Genomic DNA, 16,012 nt, shown 5'->3' with positions numbered 1-16,012 from the left:
CGGGACATGACGCTTACCGAAGACGTCCGTGCGCTGCTGGCGACGGGAGCCGTCTGTGACTCGTGTCTCGGCCGCCCCTTCGCAGCTCGAAGCTTCGGTCTGACCAACGCCGAGCGCGGCAGGGCGCTGCGGACGACCGTTTCACTTGCAGACGACGAGCCGTTCGACCCGGTCGATCCGGCCGACTGCTGGGTCTGTGATGGATACTGCGGGACGTTCGACGCCGTCGCCGACGCGATCGTGGCCGAACTTGAGGGTGTCGACTTCGAGACCTACCAGGTCGGCTGTCGTGTCCCGCCGCTCGCGGAGGAAAACGACCGCCTGTTGCGCGCCGACGCCGGCCTCGAGGAGGACGTCGGCGAGTCGCTCAAACGCGAGGTCAACCGCGAGGTCGGCCGTCGCGTCGGCGCACGGACGGGCACGGACGTCGACTTCGACCGGCCAGACGTGCTGGCCGTGGTCGATCTCGAGGCGTTCGACCCGCTCGAGGCGATCGAGACCGAGACGGTCACGAGCCACGCGGTCGACGTCCAGCTCAACCCGGCGTTCGTCTACGGTCGCTACCGGAAACTCGAGCGCGACATCCCCCAGACGGAGTGGCCCTGCCGGGAGTGTGGCGGCAGCGGCGTCCAACTGGGCGCAGACGGAGAGGAACCCTGCGAGTACTGTGACGGCTCCGGATACATGTACGAGACGAGCGTCGAACAGGTCGTCCGCCCTCACGTCGTCGAGGCGATGGACGGCGACGAGGGCACCTTCCACGGCGCGGGCCGGGAGGACGTCGACGCGCGCATGCTCGGCGAGGGGCGACCGTTCGTCCTCGAGGTCAAACGGCCCCGCGAGCGCAGCCCCGACGTCGAGACCCTCGAACGCGAGGTCAACGCGGCCACAGACGGCGTCGAGGTCGAGGGGCTTCGTCTCGCGACCTACGAGATGGTCGAACGCGTCAAGGAACACGACGCGAGCAAGCACTACCGTGCGGACGTCGAGTTCGCGGACCCGGTCGACGAGGCGGCCTTCGAAGACACACTCGAGCGACTCGAGGGGAAAACCGTCGAGCAGTACACGCCCCAGCGGGTCGACCATCGACGGGCAGGGCTGACCCGCGAACGGACCGTCTACGCGATCGACGGCGACCTCGAGAACGAGGCGTCGACCCGGGCGGTCGTCGAACTCCACGGCGAGGGTGGACTTTACGTGAAAGAGCTGATAAGCGGCGACGGCGGTCGCACCGAACCGAGCCTCGCCGGCCTGCTCGGGATCGACGCCGAGGTAGCCGCACTCGACGTCGTCGGCGTCGAAGGGGAAGACGAGCCGTTCGAACGCGAAGCGTTCTTCCGGGACGACCGCGGCGAGTAACCGGAACAGATTCGTTTCGCAGTCGCCACTATACTATACATGACCAGGCCCGATCTCGAACTGTACGAGCTCGGCGGTTGTCCGTACTGTGCGAAGGTGCGCTGGGCACTCACCGACCTCGACCTCGACTACGAGTCATACGACGTTCCGGCCTCGAAACGCGACCGGACGGACGTCTACGAGGCGAGCGGACAGTACGAGGTTCCCGTCCTCGTCGATCGGACGAACGGCGTCGATGGCCTTCCCGAGAGCGACGACATCGTTGCCTATCTGTACGAGGAGTACGGCGAAGCGGACGACACACCACCATCCGGACTGCTCGGATGGCTTCGTCTCCGCGTCCTCGGCCGGTAGCCGTCAGCCCGGCCACGTACGGCCCACTCGTTTCGGTCGCGGTTCGACGAGACAGGGGCAGGGAACACAACCGCTTTGATCCGGGCCGACACAACTCGAGCGCATGGCCAGGTTCGGTGTCGACGAGGCGGGAAAAGGACCGGTGCTCGGATCGATGTTTGCGGCTGCGGTCTGTCTCGAGGATCCGACACGCTTGCCCGACGGAGTCGCCGACTCGAAACGACTCTCGGCGACGCGACGCGAGGAACTCACGACACGGCTTCGGACGGACGACCGGATCGCCGTCGGTGTCGCCGAGGTGCCGGTCGAACGGATCGACGATCCAGCGACGGACATGAACGGGCTCGCGGTCGCCGCCCACGCGACGGCGATCGAGACAGCACTCGGTGACGGGGACGGGTCGATCGACTTCGCGGACGTGTGGGGTCGCTGTGACGCGTGCGACACCGACGCCGACCGCTTCGCCCGCCGAGTCGCAGATGCCTGTACGGTCGACGTAAGCCTCGAAGTCGAGGCCGCCCACGGTGCGGACGACGACGACCCGGTCGTCGCTGCGGCGAGCGTGATTGCGAAAGTCGAACGCGACGCCCACGTCGCCAACCTCGCTTCGGAGTACGGCGACGTCGGCAGCGGCTACCCCGGCGACTCGAGGACGCGAGCGTTTCTCGAGTCTTACGTCGCTGACCACGGCCGATTGCCGCCGATCGCCCGCGAGTCGTGGTCGACTTGCGAGGACGTCCTCGCGTCGGCCGAACAGACGGGGCTCGATCAGTTCTGACCCGGTACTCGACGTTTATGATCAGCCGGACGAAAGAGAAACCGTGATCCGGGTCCTCGCGCTCCTCGGGCTGGCCGCCGTCGGAACCGTCGTCGTCTGGAAAGGGAGCATCTGGCTCGAGGACGCCGCCGACCGGATCGCGACGGGGTACGGCGTTCCGGGGGTCGTCCAGGGGGCGGTCATCGCAGCTGTCGGCTCGAGTATGCCCGAGCTGGTAAGCGTCCTTCTCGCTACGTTGCTCCACGGCGAGTTCGAACTCGGTATCGGGGCCGTCGTCGGCTCCGCGGTGTTCAACCTGCTCGTCATCCCTGGCGTCGTGGTGTTGCTCGCCGGCAGCATGGAGACGAGTCGCAGCCTGGTGTACAAGGAGGCGCTGTTTTATATGCTCGCGGTGGCCGTGCTCTTACTTACGTTCTCGCTTGCGGTCATCTACAACCCCGTCGGCGGCGACGGTCCGATCCAGGGAACGGTGACACGTCCGCTCGCACTGTTCCCGATCGCGTTGTACGCCCTCTACGTGTTCACGCAGTACCTCGACACCACCGAACACGATAGCTCCTCCGGCGTCGGCGTCGGTATCCGGACCTGGCTGGTGTTTGCGGCCGGACTCGCACTCATCGTCGTCGGCGTCGAGGCGCTCGTGCGGGCCGCGATCGGATTCGGTTCGGTCTTCGACACCCCGACGTTCCTGTGGGGAATGGTCGTCGTCGCCGCCGGCTCGAGCGTTCCCGACGCGTTCGTCAGCGTCGCGGCAGCCAGGGCCGGTCGTCACGACGTCAGCCTCGCAAACGTCCTCGGGAGCAATACCTTCGATCTGCTGGTGGCTGTCCCGCTCGGGGTCGTCGTCGCCGGCGCGTTGACGATCACGTTCGAACACGTCGTCCCGATGATGGGGTTTCTGGTCCTCGCGACGGTCGTGTTCTTTGCCGTGGCGCGGACGGAGATGTTGCTTTCGCGGCGTGAAGCGACGCTGTTACTGGCGCTGTATGGCCTGTTCGTGGTGTGGATTCTCGCGGAGAGCATCGGTGCGACGACCGTCGTGCCGACCTAACGACGAACGCGAACGAATCGCGAGAGACGGTTACTTGTCGCCGGTCAGCAGGTGTCGCAGGATGTCACCGTAGGCCGGCCGGGTGACGAGCACGCCGATCAACACGCCGAGAATCGTGATGATCGCGAACCCGCGGAGGTCACCCAGGCCGCTGAGCACGGCCAGTGGCGACATGGCGACGATCGTCGTCGCTGCGGCAGCGCCGATGACCCAGAACGCCTTCCGGAACCGCGAGTCGAAGATCTTCTGCTGGTTGACCTCACCTTCGGACATCACCTCGTCGGCGATGACGATGAGGTCGTCGACGCCCGTGCCGACGACCGCGATGAACCCGGCGACGTGTGAGAGATCGAGCGGCATGCGTATCGCCGCCGCGAAGCCGAGCAGGATTACCACCTCCGCCAGCGCGGTGATGATCATCGGCGCGGCGACCCGGGCGTCGGAGTAGCGCAGGTAGACCATTCCGCTGACCGCGAGCACCGACAGGACGCCGATGAAAAGCGAGTAGAGCTTGAACTGATCGGCAAGCGCCGGCGTGATCGAGAACGTCTGGCTGCTCTGGGGACTCAGGTCGATCGGCGCGGGCAGGCTGCCGGCACGCAGGTCGACCGACAGCGAGTGCGCCTGCGTCTGGCTCTGGGCACCCATGAAGAACGACGGGCTATGTTCCCAGTCGCCGCCGTGCATGTTGTCGGCCAGCCGCGGCCCCATGCTGTGGGCGTCGACGGGCTCGCCGTCCGAGACCGTAAGCAGACAGTACTGTGGGTCGTCGTGGTCGAAGTTGATCGTCTCACCGTCACCGCGGAGGGCACACTGGCCCTGCCCGGTGGTGGTAAACTCGAGGTCGTTCATTCGGTCCTGGAAGGCGGGCGCGGCGTCCGGTTCGACCTCCACCGGCACCTCGTATCCGTCACCTTCTTCGCTCGCCCGCGGCGGATCGACGTCGGCGATCTCCTCGCCCGTGAGCACCGTCTCGTTGACCTGCTCGCCGTTCTCGTCGGGGTGGTACGCCCAGATCTCGACGACGCCTCGTTCGGAGATCAGCTCGCGCAGCTCCTCTTCTCCCATATCGGGGACCTCGACGACGACGAAGTGTTCGCCGCCGACGGCGGCACGTTCGGTCGCCTGCCCGCCCGAGAGGCCGGCCTCGTTGATACGCAACTCGAGCGTGCTGACGATCTCGGCGCGGGTCTCGTCGGTGACGCCGTCGCGAACGTCGCCTGCGTCGTAGTCGACGTCGGCTGCAGCGAGCGCGTCGACGAACTCGCTCTCGTCGACCTCCTCGGAGAACACCTCGGCGTGGACCGCGTTGTCGTCCTCGTGGTAGCCGACGCGGACGTCGGCCGCGGCGAGCTCGAGGTCGTCTTGCACGGTGGTCTCGATCTCGCCGAGTCGCTGTTCGTCGATGACGCCCTCCTCTTCGTCGATCGCGCCGCTGTCGATGTCCTCGGCCGTCATACCGACGACGGGAGCGCTGATGCGCGTCCCGCCGTCGAGCCCGAGTCCGTACTCGAGGTTCGTCAGCCCCTCCTCGACGGCGTCGTCTTCGGTTTCCTCGACGGCGTCGGTGCCGCCCTCGTCGCCGAAGACGCCACCGGGGACGAACAGCGCGAACAGGGCGGCGGCGACGAAGATCACGAGCAGGATGAGCCGCCAGTTCTCTTTGATACTACCGAGCATACTTACCGAGCCACCCCCTTGAATTTGTACCAGCGAAGCAGGCTGAGGTTCAACATGTAGGTGTTCATCAGGTCGGCGGCGAGGCCAACGAAGAGGATGATGCCGACCGACGCGAGCAACTCGACGCCGAAGATGTACCCCGAAATCGCCATCACGAGCATCGCGACCATCGAGGTCACAGTCATCGTTACGCCGGTTCGCATCGCGCGGTAGGTGCTCTCGTAGAAGTCACCGGTCCGTCGCAACACGTGGTTGTTCAACAGGATGTCCGAGTCCACGGAGTAGCCGATGAGCAACAACAGTGCGGCGACGGTCCCGAGCGTGAGTTCGATCCCGACGATGTTCATGAACGCAAGCGGGATCACGAGGTCTGAAAACGCCGACGCGACGATGGCGATCGACGGGACGAACGTCCGAAAGAGCAAGAACGCGATGATGCTCATGCCGACGAACGCGACCGCGAGTCCGAGCAGCGCCGTTTGCTGGGCCTGGGCGGCAAACGATGGCGAGACCGACGACGTCTGCTGGACGACGTCTCCGCCGCCCAAGTTCGCTTCGGCCTGGTCGGTCAACGCCTCCGAGTCGGGCGACGTAAACTGGACGATGTACTGGTCCGCCTCCGCCTGTACCGACTGGACCGACGACGGCTCCTCCTCGAAGGCCGCTTCGATCTCTGACTCGTCTGCCTCCGTCTCGATCGTCAGCTCGGTGCCTCCGGCGAACTCGATTCCGGCGTCTACCGGCATGCCGAAGGCCAGGTACCAGCCGCCGAGAATGGCAAGCGCCACGGCGAGAACCGCAAGCGGCACCGCCGCGAGCTGGCGGTTCGTGTACCGGGTGTAATCGATCTCCGGTACGTCGAAAGACCCCATATGTGCTGACCCTGGGAGCGGGGTAAAGTAAGCCTTCTCAATTCTCGATGGTTTTTCCCGGGAGAAAATTGTCGTAATGAACCGGGGCGGTTACGTTCGAGCCCCTCACTCCGGCAGGTACCGGACGCTCAACACGCCGTCGTCGATCGATCGGCGAACCTCCACCCGAACCGCCTCGAGTCTGGCCGCCCGGGCGATCGTCTCCTCGTCCTCGAGGACGTCGGCTGCGGCGTCCTCGACGTCTTCCGGCGGCACCGACAGCACGTGAATCTCGCCGGTGCCGGCTCGCTCTTCTGTCACGAGGTCGCCGACCGACGCGTCGCTCGCGATCGCTTTCGAGTGCTGGGTCGGCTCGAGGTCGCTGTCGACCAGTTCGATCCGCCGGCTGGATTCGACCTCGACGACTTGCCAGGTGACCTCGAGCGGTGGGTCCGGCGCAACGGTCGCCTCGAGAACCTCGTCGACCTCGACGCCGGGATTCGACGAGAGGGTGTGAACCTGTGCGGTCTCGACGTCGCGAACGACCGCACAGTCTTCCTCGGCGTGCGTGACGACGAACGTGCCGGTCTTCTCGTCCATGCCCGAATCGAGGAGGGTGAGCGCTTTCGGGGTTTCGACTCGTCGTCGCCGACCGTTCGGCGAGCGCGATCGACCATCGTATATTTATTCACGCGTCCGTTTGCCGGACGTATGGACATCCGCCAGCTCGCACGCGGGACAGTCGAGTGGGATCGACTCGAGCGCGTCTTCCGGACGCTGGCGGAGCGGTACGACCGCACGGTCGTTCGCGTCGAGTTTCTCGAGGCAGACAACTGGCTGTCAACGCCGTGTGTCGTCGACGACGAGTGGTTCGTCAAGATCGTCACGCGCCAGAACGCCCTCGTCCACGCGTTGCTCACGACGGGTCGCAACGTCGGCGCGATCACCTCGGGGACGGGTGGATTTTTCGATCGGTTCGAGACCCCACTGGGCATGGTCGAACACGAGTACGAGGCGACGAAACGGATGCGCGAGATCGGACTCAACGCCCCGCGTCCGATCGAGGCCTTCGAGGTCAACGGCCTCGGCGTGCTCGTGCTCGAGTATTTGCCCGAGTTCGAGACGTTAGAGGAGCTTCCGGACGAGGTGGTCCGCGAACTCGCTCCCGAACTGTTCGAGATGCTCGCGACGCTACACGAACACGGTCTGGCACACGGTGATCTGCGGGCCGAAAACATCCTCCGGTGTCGGGGCGAGCTCTACTTTATCGATGCGACCCGGGTCCTCGAAGACCGCGTCGCGGAGACGACCGCCTACGACCTCGCCTCGGCGATGGCCGTCCTCGAACCGCGGATCGGCGCTCGCGAGACCGTCGATGCAGCCGCCGAGTACTACGGATCGTCCGATCTGCTGTCGGCACGCGAGTTCCTCGAGTTCGTCCGGTTTCGTCCCGACCACGAGTTCGACACGACGAAACTGCGAAGCGAGATCGAGAAGGTCGCCGACCTCGACCGAGGGTAAATCGGGTGTCGGCAGCTCTCGATGAGAGCCGGCAGCAGGTTTTTGCTGCCGGTCGTCGAACGTTCTGGTATGGGAACACAGGCCACGAAATCGGTCGTCGGACACTACGTCGACGGCGAGTGGGTCGACGGCGACGGGACCGAGGTGTTCGAAAGCGAGAACCCAGCGACCGGCGAGTCACTCGCGACGTTTCGCCGCGGCACCGAGGGAGACGTCGACGCCGCACTCGAGGCCGCAGCGGACGCCGCCGAGGAGTGGCGAGCGCTGTCGTACGTCGACCGTGCGGAGTACCTGTGGAACGTCTACCACGAGCTGCGCGAGCGAACCGACGAGCTCGGCGAGATCGTCACAAAAGAGTGTGGCAAGGAAATCTCCGAGGGGAACGCAGATGTCGTCGAGGCGGCACACATGGTCGAGTGGGCGGCGGGCAACGCTCGCCACCCCCACGGCGACGTGGTGCCGAGTGAGATCGCCGGAAAGGACTCCTACATGCGCCGCAAGCCACGCGGCGTCGTCGGCTGCATCACGCCGTGGAACTTCCCGGTCGCGATCCCGTTCTGGCACATGGCGATCGCGCTCGTCGAGGGGAACACGGTCGTCTGGAAACCCGCCGAGCAGACTCCCTGGTGTGGGCAAGTCGTCGCCGAGATGATAGAAGACGCCGGCGTCCCCGACGGGGTGTTCAACATGGTCCAGGGCTACGGCGACGCCGGAGCCGCCATCGTCGACGACCCGCGCGTCGACACCGTGCTCTTTACGGGCTCTGCGGAAGTGGGCCACGAGATCGCCGGTAAGGCCGGTCCCGAACCCGGCAAGCTCGCCGCCTGCGAGATGGGCGGGAAAAACGGGATCGTCATCACCGAACACGCAGACGTTGACGTCGCCGTCCACGCCGCGGTGATGTCGAGTTTCAAGACGACCGGGCAACGGTGTGTCTCGAGCGAACGGCTGATCGTCCACACCGACGTCTACGAGGAGTTCACGGATCGATTCGTCGCCCTCGCTGAAGACGTCGCCGTCGGCGATCCCCTCGCCGAGGAGACGTTCATGGGACCGGCGATCGAGGCCGACCACCGAGAGAAGATCCGCAGGCACAACGAACTCGCGATCGAGGAAGGCGGGGAGGTGCTCGTCGACCGGTACGACCTCGAGGAAGAGGAGATTCCGGAGGGTCACGCCGATGGCCACTGGGTCGGTCCGTTCGTCTACGGGATCGAACACGACAGCGGCCTTCGCTGTCTTCGTGAGGAGTGTTTCGGCCCCCACGTCGCCGTGATCGAGTACGAGGGCGATATCGAACGTGCGGTGGAGATCCACAACGACACCCCCTACGGGCTGGCGGGTGCGATCGTCTCGGAGGACTACCGCCAGCTCAACTACTTCCGGGACCACGCCGAGTTAGGACTGGCCTACGCCAACCTGCCGTGTATCGGTGCGGAGATCCAGCTCCCCTTCGGCGGCGTCAAGAAGTCCGGCAACGGCTACCCCTCCGCCCGCGAGGCGATCGAAGCCGTCACCGAACGGACCGCCTGGACGCTGAACAACGAGACAGACATCGAGATGGCACAGGGGCTGTCGGCCGACATCACGACTCGAGACGAGTAGGACTACGTGGCCGCCGGCCGAACCGACCGCCCATGGACCGCGACGAACTCGCCGCGGCGCTTCGCTCGGGCGACGCCGACCGCGTGAACCGGGCGCTCGACGACCTCAACGAGACGGATATCGAGGATCGAATGCCGCTGTTCGAGGCGGTGATCGACGACCTCGAGGCGATATACGCCGACAGCGACGACGGCTACGTCCGCCAGTCCGTCGTCCGGGCCACGAAGGAGTTCACGATGGGTGTGTACGTCCTCTCGGCGCTCGAAGACGCTCCGGCCCGGCGACTCGAGGATGCCGACCGCGAGGACGTTCGCAGGTGGACGGACGAATGCTGTGGCTTTCTGCTCGAGGCCCTGCAGGACGAGGACGGCCGCGTCCGCCGGGCTGGGAACCGTGCCCTCAAAGACGTCTTCCGTGCCTACGGGGCCAACGGCGACGAGGAGACGCTGTCGGCGCTTGTGGCCGAGCTCGAGGCGCTGGCCGCGGACGCGGAGGGCTCGAAACGGGAGCACCTCCTCGAGGCGAGTGAGAACGCCAAACGGTTCGGTTCTGGCGGGCTCCTGTTCTGATCAGAGAGTCGTGTCGGTCCACGGACGGCGACGGGCCGATCACTGGACTTTTGACGGTTCCGTCGGTCGAGACGCACATGACGCTCGATCCGGTCCACGTCGACGGCATCGCACAGCTCGCGCGACGGATCGACCACGGTGCCGACGAGCGTGACCACCGCGAGTTCGCCGAGACGGTCTGGGCCGAGTTTCTCGATCCCCTCCTCGACCGCGAGGGCCGTACCGTCATCGAACCCGTCGACGAGGTCTCCCGGCACCTGGTCGACCTCGAGGACGTCGCGCTGGCCGAGTCGCCGTTTCCCACCGAGCACGGTCTCGACGCCGGGACGATCAACCCGACGACGTTTCGCAACGGGCTGGTCGTCGACGTCGCACAGGCGGCGATGAGTGCAACGCCGAGTGATCTCGAGTTACACCGTTCGCGAACCGTCGTCGCGACGGTGCACTCGAACGACGAGACCGCACGCGTCGACGACCGCTGGGGGACGTTCGATGCGGGCTACAGCCGCAGTCGCGCCGTGAAGGTTCCGCGACTCCCCCGGTTCGCCGAGGGCGTCGTTCACGCGCTCGCGTTGTATCTCGCCGAGAGCGAACACGCCCTCGAACACGCCGCTACCGTCTCCGATCTGCTCGTCCTCGACGGCCCCCTGTACCCTCGTGGTCTGCTGCGCTGGTCGGATCAACACCCGGACCTGGCGACGATTCTCGAAGAGGAATCCCAGCCGACGACGGTCCTCGAGAACTACGTGCGCTTAGTCGAGGAGTTCGTCGAACGCGGCGTGCCTCTCGTCGGGTTCGTCAAGAATCCCTCGACGAGAGTCGTCTGCCGAACGCTCAAGCGAAAGCGATCGGGCGGAATCGACGCCCCGTGGGTCGACGACGCCGCCTTGTTCACGCGCGTGCTCGAACGCGGCGAGTACGTCGACGACGTCGATGGGAATCGCTGGGAGCGAGACACCTCGGTACTCACCTACACGAACTGGTTTCGGTCTCGAGGTGGCGTCGACCGACCGCTCTCGATCGACGGCGACGCACTGGGGGTCGAACGCGCGCTCGCACGCGAGACCTACGAGGTCACCTTCTTCGTCGTCTACGATCCCCGCGAGGACCTCTGTTACCGGATCGAAGCCCCATACGCGTTCACACGCGACAGCGACACCCGCGAGGCGCTCACTCGCCAGCTGCTCAAGGATGTCGCCGTCGCGGGCGGACCGCCGACGATCGTCGAGAAGGCGGACGACCTGGCCAGAATCGCGAGCCAGGAGAAACGATCGCTCAGGGAGACCCTCGAGACGGCGTTCGACACCGAACGGGACCGGACCTACGACGACCACCGGTGGGGCGAGTGAGCGTCGTCTCACGCCCCTTTTACACGTCGGCGTCGTAGGTCGGGTATGATCCTCGTTCGCGGCCGCGCAGGGGGGACCGAACTCACCGGGACGATCTACGAGCGCGGCGAAGACGCGCCTAGCTTCAGGGGGGCACCCGACGAAGACGCCGCCTACGTCTGGGTCTGTGACGAGTTCTACGAAGTCGACAGCGGCGGCTCGAGTCTGACAGTCGACGACAGAGAGATCAACGTCGCGTTCGAGTCGCCGATGCCACGCGGGTTCGACACGAAAGACCAGGCACTCGAGGCGGCCAAAGAGCACGTCCGAACGCAGTTCGCCCGCATCGGGATCGAGCCGGACGACGTCGAGATCGTCGTCGAGAAAGAACGCGAGGGGACGTCTCCAGTGTGTTAGGATGCGGTTGGCGGTTAGCGGCGAACCCCACGAGAACGACGGGGCAGTCGATACACGTCGTGACAGCGTCTCCCGAGCCCGAACTGGACGACCGATCGGATTTCGTGACCAAACCGTTTAGGAACGGGGGTTAACCACCTCCGGAGAGTTCATTCGAGTATGAGTTCAGGTGTTCGACTCGACGACGACGCGCTCGACCCGGTCTCTCACGCCAGCGACGACGCGGTGACTACGGCGTGTTCTCACCCCCGCCGGTCGGCCGTCTGCGCGGTTCTGCTCGAGCGCGACGACGTGGTGTCGGTCGAACGACTCGCGACGCTAGTCGCCGCCCGGGGGGCAGACGAATCGCCCGACGACGTCGGCGAGTCGCTGCGTCGAGACGTCCACATCAGCCTCTCTCACAACCACCTGCCGAAACTCGACGACGTCGACGTCGTCGTCTGGAGCCGAGAGCACGACCGCGTGACGCTCTCGCTCGCGCCGGATCGACTCGCGGCCGAACTCGAGTCGGAATCGGAGTCGTCCAGTTACGCCGGACGGTCGGTTACGGATCGGTCGCGAACCAGACGGGAGCGGCTCCGGTCCCTGCTCGCCGACTGCGACGGCGCTGTCACAGTTCGTGCGCTCGCGGCGCGTCTCGTCGCTGCCGAGCGCGGCGTCTCGCCGGACGACGTTTCGGCGTCCGAAGCCGAATCCGTCCACATTCGACTCCGACACGTCCACCTGCCGGCGATGGCCGAATCGGACGTCCTCGAGTACGATCCAGCGGCCGGCGAGGTCTCCGACACCGAACAACCGCCGCGTAGCGGCTGGTGAGACGCCGAGACGACTCCCCTGGTCTCCGTCCGTTGTTCTGCGGTACTTTCTCCGACCGATAGACTAGCCTCACCGTCTCCGACCGCGCGGACGTGACGTCGTCTCGTCCGTTGCCGTGACTGTCCCGAGATGGGAAACGTGTTTTAGGACCGGCCCGGATGACGTGTGTATGGTCGATCTGGGCGACTTCGACGACTACAGCGCCGACGAGGGCGACGGCGACGGGACGGCGGACGACACGGAACCGATCGACTCGAGCGAGTCCGACGCGTTCGAGCGGACGGCGGTCGAACCACGCGGTGAGGACAGCGGGGTCGGGACGATCACCGTCTCCGAGGGACTTCGCATCGGCGAGGACGACGACGAGACGACGCTGCGGGCGTACGTCACGCGGGGCAACCGCGCGTCGGTCCGCATCGGCACGTACCTGCTCGCCTCCTACCCCGACGGTGAGTCGCTGTTCTGTCGAATCGCCAGCCTCGAGTACGCCCAGCAGTTCCACGCCGACGACGCGACGGAGATCCACGCCCGACGCGCGATGCGATCCGACGGGATCGACGAGTCGGAGTACAAGTTCGTCGCCTCGCTCGAGCCCGTCGCCGTCCTCTACACCGAGGGCGGCGAGTTGAAACGCCGGATGACCGATCGCGTTCCGAAACCCCAGACGGTCGTCCGCGAGGCGACCGACAGCGCAGAGATCAAGACGGGGCTGAAGATCCCCGAGGACGGAGTCTTCCTCGGACACCTCTCTGTCGGCGGCGAGACAGTGACGACCGCAGCGTCGCCGCCGACGATCGACTACCGACTGAAAGACGACTACGAGGCCGGCGACCCGCTCGTCTTCCGACACAGCCTGATCGCCGGCGGCACGGGCTCGGGGAAGACCCACGCCGCAAAGAACGTCCTCCGGCAGTACCTCGCCGACGAGCGGACCTATCCGATGGACGACGGCCGTACCGCTCAGGCCGCCGTCGTCCAGTTCGACCCCCAGGACGAGTACGCCCAGATGCACGACGACAACCCCGAGCTCGACGACGAGTACGCCCGGCGTCTCGAGCGAGAGGGGGTTGCCTACGGCGGCCACGAGGATACGATCGCGTTCGTTCCGACGGTCGGCTCGGCGTCGTACGCCGCGGGTCATCACCGCGCCGAACAGCTCGAGTTCACCATCCCGTTCTCGATGGTCCACGAGAATCCGTGGCTGGTCGCCGGCAGCGGGCTGAACGACAACCAGTACGGCGCGCTCACGAGCGTCCTCCTGCCCCGGTTCGAGAACCAGTACGGTCCGGAGGCTACCTACGAGCAGTTCACGTCGTTTCTCGACGACCCCGCGCTTCGGGAGGAACTCGACGAGTCCGGGCGAGTCCACGAAGCGACCTTCGACGCCGTCCGACGGCGGGTTCTCGGCTTTGGTCACGTCTTCGATCAGGATGCCCAGCCGATCACCGACCTGGTGAGCGAGTTCGTCCGTCCCGGCGGGCTCACCGTCGTCCCGACCTACCACATCACCGACTCCCGGGCCGCCGAGACCGTCGTCCTCGCGCTCTCGTCGCTGTTGATCGACCAGAAGCTCTCGAACGATCCGACCTACGACCGGATCAAAGAGACGCCGCTCGTGCTCGGCATGGACGAGGCCCACAACTTCCTCACCGACGCCGACAGCGTCCAGGCCGGCAAGGTCATCCGGAAGTTCACCGAGGCCGCCAAACAGGGCCGAAAGGAACGGCTCGGGCTCTTCTTGATCACCCAGGATCCCCAGGACATCGACGACGCCGTCTTCAAACAGATCAACACCACCGTCGTCTTGAACCTCGGCGACGAGGACGCGATCAAAAGCGTCAACATCCCCTCGAACCTCGAGTCGAAGGTACCTTACATGGAGAAAGGGCAGATGGTCGTCTACTCGCCGGATAACTCAGAGCCCGTCGAGCTGATCGGGCTCTCGCGGTGTCTGACCCGTCACGGACGGGACTGACCGTCCTCGGACAACCATGCGGCGAAGATGGCGGTCTGGACCGTTCGCAGGTCGGTCTCCTGGATCGTCGCGGCGGCCTGGAAGCGCTCTCGGGCGCTCGCGATCGTCTCCGGTCTGGCCGCGAGGTGGACGAGCTCGAACCCGTCGGGTTCGATCCGGCGGGCCGACTCGAAGTCGGCCGCGTCGTACAGGCCGGCGAAGTTCGCGACCACCGCCTCGAGGAGGTCGGCGGTCATCTCGGCTCCGGGATCGCCCGCGGGAATCGTCGTCGCGTCGGGATCGAAGTACGCCGCGAGGTCGACGACGCCGGCTTCCTCGTAGGCGGCCGTCGCGAGTGCGTCGGCGACAGGTCGTGATACGTAGACGCCGAACGGTTTGTACTGGTCGTTCCCGGTCATGTCTGTGGGTTCGACGTCCACCACCACAAAGGTAGGTGCAGCCCTAGTGGCGTTCAAAGCCTGAACTGATGGGTGAAACCGAGTGCGGTTGACCGGTTTCACTCATCAGTCGACGCTTGGAACGGTACTAGCCGGATCCGAGCTGTCGTCGAACGCGCCCGGCGACGTTTTTCGCGAGGACGCGACTCGAGAACGAGAGCGTTCGTCGCTGGTCCCGGTAGTAGAACTCACCGAGTTGTTCGTCGGGAACGGTTCGCGGTTCGAAGGTCGGGTCGCGGAGGTTGGCGATTCCGTCGGCCAGGAGACGGATCTGTAACGATGCAACCCGGTCGAACACGTCCCAGAGTGTGTAACAATCCTCGAGGTCGACCTCGTCGTACGCGACGATCTCGCCGCCGTCGATCGAGTCGTTCAGTCGCTGGAGCGTCGATCCGGCGCGGTCGTTTCCGTCGTGAAAGATCGCCGGCGGTCCCATGCCGCGGTACGTGCGAATGTCCGCAGGGTGAAAGCTCAAGACGCCGTACTCCGGCGCCGTCAGGACGTCGCCGCGGACGAGACCGAACCCGAAGCGGACGACGACGTCACAGCGATCGGCGAGTTTCGCGACGACGTCGTCCGGAAGTTCGTTCCAGACGCCGTCGGTTCGTGGCTCACACGTGACGTGTTCGGCGTCGGCGAGGACATCGACGTTCTCGACGGAGTGGCGGTGCCAGAGGGGCTGTTCGTCGCCGAGTACCCGGCCAACGGTTCGTTCGGCGAGGACGAACATCCACGCTTTCTCCCGTCGAAAGCCGTCGACGAACTGCGTGACGTCCTCGAGACCGATGTGCTCTTTCGAGTTCCACGATTCGGCTTCCTGCTCCTCGTTGCTCCCGTTGCGGACGACCAGCGGAACGTCGACGGGGGTTTCTGCTCGTACCCGCTCGATCGCTCGAACGTGCCACTCGTGAAGGTACGGCTCGGCCAGGATGCCGACCGTCGCTGGACTGGCGGCGGTCATCTGTCACTGCTCACGTGTACGCCACCTTTAGTTACTTTCCCCGTGTATGCAGCATGTTACGTCGGTATCGAACCGCTACAGCGACTCGAACGACCGTCTCGAGCGACCTGGGGACGGGAATTCTCGTCCGCTCGCTTCGATTCGAAACAGAGCGTTCGACGACCGCCTACCGGTAACGAGACGACGACCCCGAAGTCGCAGCCGAGACGCGAGGCCGTACCGACAGGCGACGCTTACACGTTCTGATGGGGCCGTATCGGACTGTCGGAACGGAACGAAGCCAGCGAACACGTGTTCCTTACAAGGGAAG

16 protein-coding genes are annotated in these 16,012 nt (G+C 65.6%); 11 read left to right on the top strand and 5 right to left on the bottom strand.

What is annotated here, in order from left to right:
* Positions 1 to 6 precede the first annotated feature (6 nt).
* The 4 genes from QQ977_RS14120 (at position 7) to QQ977_RS14105 (ending at position 3,542) form a co-directional block, all read left to right on the top strand.
* Positions 7 to 1,359: a tRNA pseudouridine(54/55) synthase Pus10 gene (locus tag QQ977_RS14120; protein ID WP_285926413.1), complete on the top strand. Its 1,353-nt coding sequence runs from the start codon at positions 7 to 9 to the stop codon at positions 1,357 to 1,359.
* 39 nt (positions 1,360 to 1,398) lie between these two features.
* The gene (locus tag QQ977_RS14115) at positions 1,399 to 1,713 is read left to right on the top strand and encodes a glutathione S-transferase N-terminal domain-containing protein (RefSeq protein WP_285926412.1); all 315 of its coding nucleotides are present in this window, start codon (positions 1,399 to 1,401) and stop codon (positions 1,711 to 1,713) included.
* Positions 1,714 to 1,816: 103 nt separating this feature from the next.
* Positions 1,817 to 2,491 carry a ribonuclease HII gene (gene rnhB / locus QQ977_RS14110; RefSeq protein WP_285926411.1) on the top strand — a complete coding sequence of 225 codons (675 nt, stop codon included), beginning with the start codon at positions 1,817 to 1,819 and terminating at the stop codon, positions 2,489 to 2,491.
* Positions 2,492 to 2,534: 43 nt separating this feature from the next.
* Positions 2,535 to 3,542, top strand: a complete 1,008-nt coding sequence (locus QQ977_RS14105; RefSeq protein ID WP_285926410.1) for a sodium:calcium antiporter — start codon at positions 2,535 to 2,537, stop codon at positions 3,540 to 3,542.
* A gap of 30 nt (positions 3,543 to 3,572) precedes the next feature.
* Here QQ977_RS14105 and QQ977_RS14100 read toward each other — a convergent pair whose 3' ends face one another.
* The 3 genes from QQ977_RS14100 to QQ977_RS14090 all read right to left on the bottom strand — a co-directional run bounded on the left by QQ977_RS14100 (position 3,573) and on the right by QQ977_RS14090 (position 6,673).
* On the bottom strand, positions 3,573 to 5,222 hold the full coding sequence (locus QQ977_RS14100) for a preprotein translocase subunit SecD (protein WP_285926409.1): 1,650 nt from the start codon (positions 5,220 to 5,222) through the stop codon (positions 3,573 to 3,575).
* A 2-nt stretch (positions 5,223 to 5,224) separates the two neighbouring features.
* Positions 5,225 to 6,094 carry a protein translocase subunit SecF gene (gene secF / locus QQ977_RS14095; protein ID WP_285926408.1) on the bottom strand — a complete coding sequence of 290 codons (870 nt, stop codon included), beginning with the start codon at positions 6,092 to 6,094 and terminating at the stop codon, positions 5,225 to 5,227.
* 105 nt (positions 6,095 to 6,199) lie between these two features.
* On the bottom strand, positions 6,200 to 6,673 hold the full coding sequence (locus tag QQ977_RS14090) for a DUF5812 family protein (protein WP_285926407.1): 474 nt from the start codon (positions 6,671 to 6,673) through the stop codon (positions 6,200 to 6,202).
* Positions 6,674 to 6,784: 111 nt separating this feature from the next.
* Here QQ977_RS14090 and QQ977_RS14085 point away from each other — a divergent pair, with 111 nt between their 5' ends.
* From QQ977_RS14085 to QQ977_RS14055, 7 genes are all read left to right on the top strand, one after another.
* Positions 6,785 to 7,594, top strand: coding sequence for an RIO1 family regulatory kinase/ATPase (locus QQ977_RS14085; RefSeq protein WP_285926406.1), 810 nt, complete (start codon positions 6,785 to 6,787; stop codon positions 7,592 to 7,594).
* 69 nt (positions 7,595 to 7,663) lie between these two features.
* On the top strand, positions 7,664 to 9,199 hold the full coding sequence (locus QQ977_RS14080; protein WP_285926405.1) for an aldehyde dehydrogenase family protein: 1,536 nt from the start codon (positions 7,664 to 7,666) through the stop codon (positions 9,197 to 9,199).
* Positions 9,200 to 9,231: 32 nt separating this feature from the next.
* Positions 9,232 to 9,768 carry a hypothetical protein gene (locus QQ977_RS14075; RefSeq protein ID WP_285926404.1) on the top strand — a complete coding sequence of 179 codons (537 nt, stop codon included), beginning with the start codon at positions 9,232 to 9,234 and terminating at the stop codon, positions 9,766 to 9,768.
* Positions 9,769 to 9,845: 77 nt separating this feature from the next.
* Positions 9,846 to 11,117: a DNA double-strand break repair nuclease NurA gene (locus QQ977_RS14070; protein WP_285926403.1), complete on the top strand. Its 1,272-nt coding sequence runs from the start codon at positions 9,846 to 9,848 to the stop codon at positions 11,115 to 11,117.
* Positions 11,118 to 11,162: 45 nt separating this feature from the next.
* Positions 11,163 to 11,513 (top strand): DUF7113 family protein, encoded by a 351-nt coding sequence (locus tag QQ977_RS14065; protein ID WP_285926402.1) that lies wholly within the window; start codon positions 11,163 to 11,165, stop codon positions 11,511 to 11,513.
* A 159-nt stretch (positions 11,514 to 11,672) separates the two neighbouring features.
* Positions 11,673 to 12,329: a DUF7344 domain-containing protein gene (locus QQ977_RS14060; RefSeq protein ID WP_285926401.1), complete on the top strand. Its 657-nt coding sequence runs from the start codon at positions 11,673 to 11,675 to the stop codon at positions 12,327 to 12,329.
* Between the two features lie 169 nt (positions 12,330 to 12,498).
* Complete coding sequence (locus QQ977_RS14055) at positions 12,499 to 14,304, top strand: ATP-binding protein (protein ID WP_285926400.1); 1,806 nt, start codon at positions 12,499 to 12,501, stop codon at positions 14,302 to 14,304.
* On the opposite strand, the gene QQ977_RS14050 is transcribed toward QQ977_RS14055, so the two are convergent.
* Positions 14,289 to 14,702 carry a hypothetical protein gene (locus tag QQ977_RS14050; protein WP_285926399.1) on the bottom strand — a complete coding sequence of 138 codons (414 nt, stop codon included), beginning with the start codon at positions 14,700 to 14,702 and terminating at the stop codon, positions 14,289 to 14,291. The two genes, QQ977_RS14055 and QQ977_RS14050, sit on opposite strands and share 16 nt — an antisense overlap.
* Positions 14,703 to 14,829: 127 nt before the next feature.
* On the bottom strand, positions 14,830 to 15,702 hold the full coding sequence (locus QQ977_RS14045) for a formyltransferase family protein (protein WP_285926398.1): 873 nt from the start codon (positions 15,700 to 15,702) through the stop codon (positions 14,830 to 14,832).
* Between the last annotated feature and the right edge of the window lie 310 nt (positions 15,703 to 16,012).

This window comes from Natrialbaceae archaeon AArc-T1-2 (genome assembly GCF_030273315.1).
Taxonomy (GTDB): Archaea; Halobacteriota; Halobacteria; order Halobacteriales; family Natrialbaceae; genus Tc-Br11-E2g1.
The sequence above is the reverse complement of the archived record's forward strand: the minus strand, read 5'-3'. Positions and strand labels throughout refer to the sequence as shown.

Excerpts from the sequence above, each read along its gene's own strand:
- QQ977_RS14120 (WP_285926413.1), top strand. The coding sequence starts at position 7 with ATGACGCTTACCGAAGACGTCCGTGCGCTGCTGGCGACGGGAGCCGTC.
- QQ977_RS14115 (WP_285926412.1), top strand. The coding sequence starts at position 1,399 with ATGACCAGGCCCGATCTCGAACTGTACGAGCTCGGCGGTTGTCCGTAC.
- rnhB (WP_285926411.1), top strand. The coding sequence starts at position 1,817 with ATGGCCAGGTTCGGTGTCGACGAGGCGGGAAAAGGACCGGTGCTCGGA.
- QQ977_RS14100 (WP_285926409.1), bottom strand. The coding sequence starts at position 5,222 with ATGCTCGGTAGTATCAAAGAGAACTGGCGGCTCATCCTGCTCGTGATC.
- secF (WP_285926408.1), bottom strand. The coding sequence starts at position 6,094 with ATGGGGTCTTTCGACGTACCGGAGATCGATTACACCCGGTACACGAAC.
- QQ977_RS14090 (WP_285926407.1), bottom strand. The coding sequence starts at position 6,673 with ATGGACGAGAAGACCGGCACGTTCGTCGTCACGCACGCCGAGGAAGAC.
- QQ977_RS14085 (WP_285926406.1), top strand. The coding sequence starts at position 6,785 with ATGGACATCCGCCAGCTCGCACGCGGGACAGTCGAGTGGGATCGACTC.
- QQ977_RS14080 (WP_285926405.1), top strand. The coding sequence starts at position 7,664 with ATGGGAACACAGGCCACGAAATCGGTCGTCGGACACTACGTCGACGGC.
- QQ977_RS14075 (WP_285926404.1), top strand. The coding sequence starts at position 9,232 with ATGGACCGCGACGAACTCGCCGCGGCGCTTCGCTCGGGCGACGCCGAC.
- QQ977_RS14070 (WP_285926403.1), top strand. The coding sequence starts at position 9,846 with ATGACGCTCGATCCGGTCCACGTCGACGGCATCGCACAGCTCGCGCGA.
- QQ977_RS14065 (WP_285926402.1), top strand. The coding sequence starts at position 11,163 with ATGATCCTCGTTCGCGGCCGCGCAGGGGGGACCGAACTCACCGGGACG.
- QQ977_RS14060 (WP_285926401.1), top strand. The coding sequence starts at position 11,673 with ATGAGTTCAGGTGTTCGACTCGACGACGACGCGCTCGACCCGGTCTCT.
- QQ977_RS14055 (WP_285926400.1), top strand. The coding sequence starts at position 12,499 with ATGGTCGATCTGGGCGACTTCGACGACTACAGCGCCGACGAGGGCGAC.
- QQ977_RS14050 (WP_285926399.1), bottom strand. The coding sequence starts at position 14,702 with ATGACCGGGAACGACCAGTACAAACCGTTCGGCGTCTACGTATCACGA.
- QQ977_RS14045 (WP_285926398.1), bottom strand. The coding sequence starts at position 15,702 with ATGACCGCCGCCAGTCCAGCGACGGTCGGCATCCTGGCCGAGCCGTAC.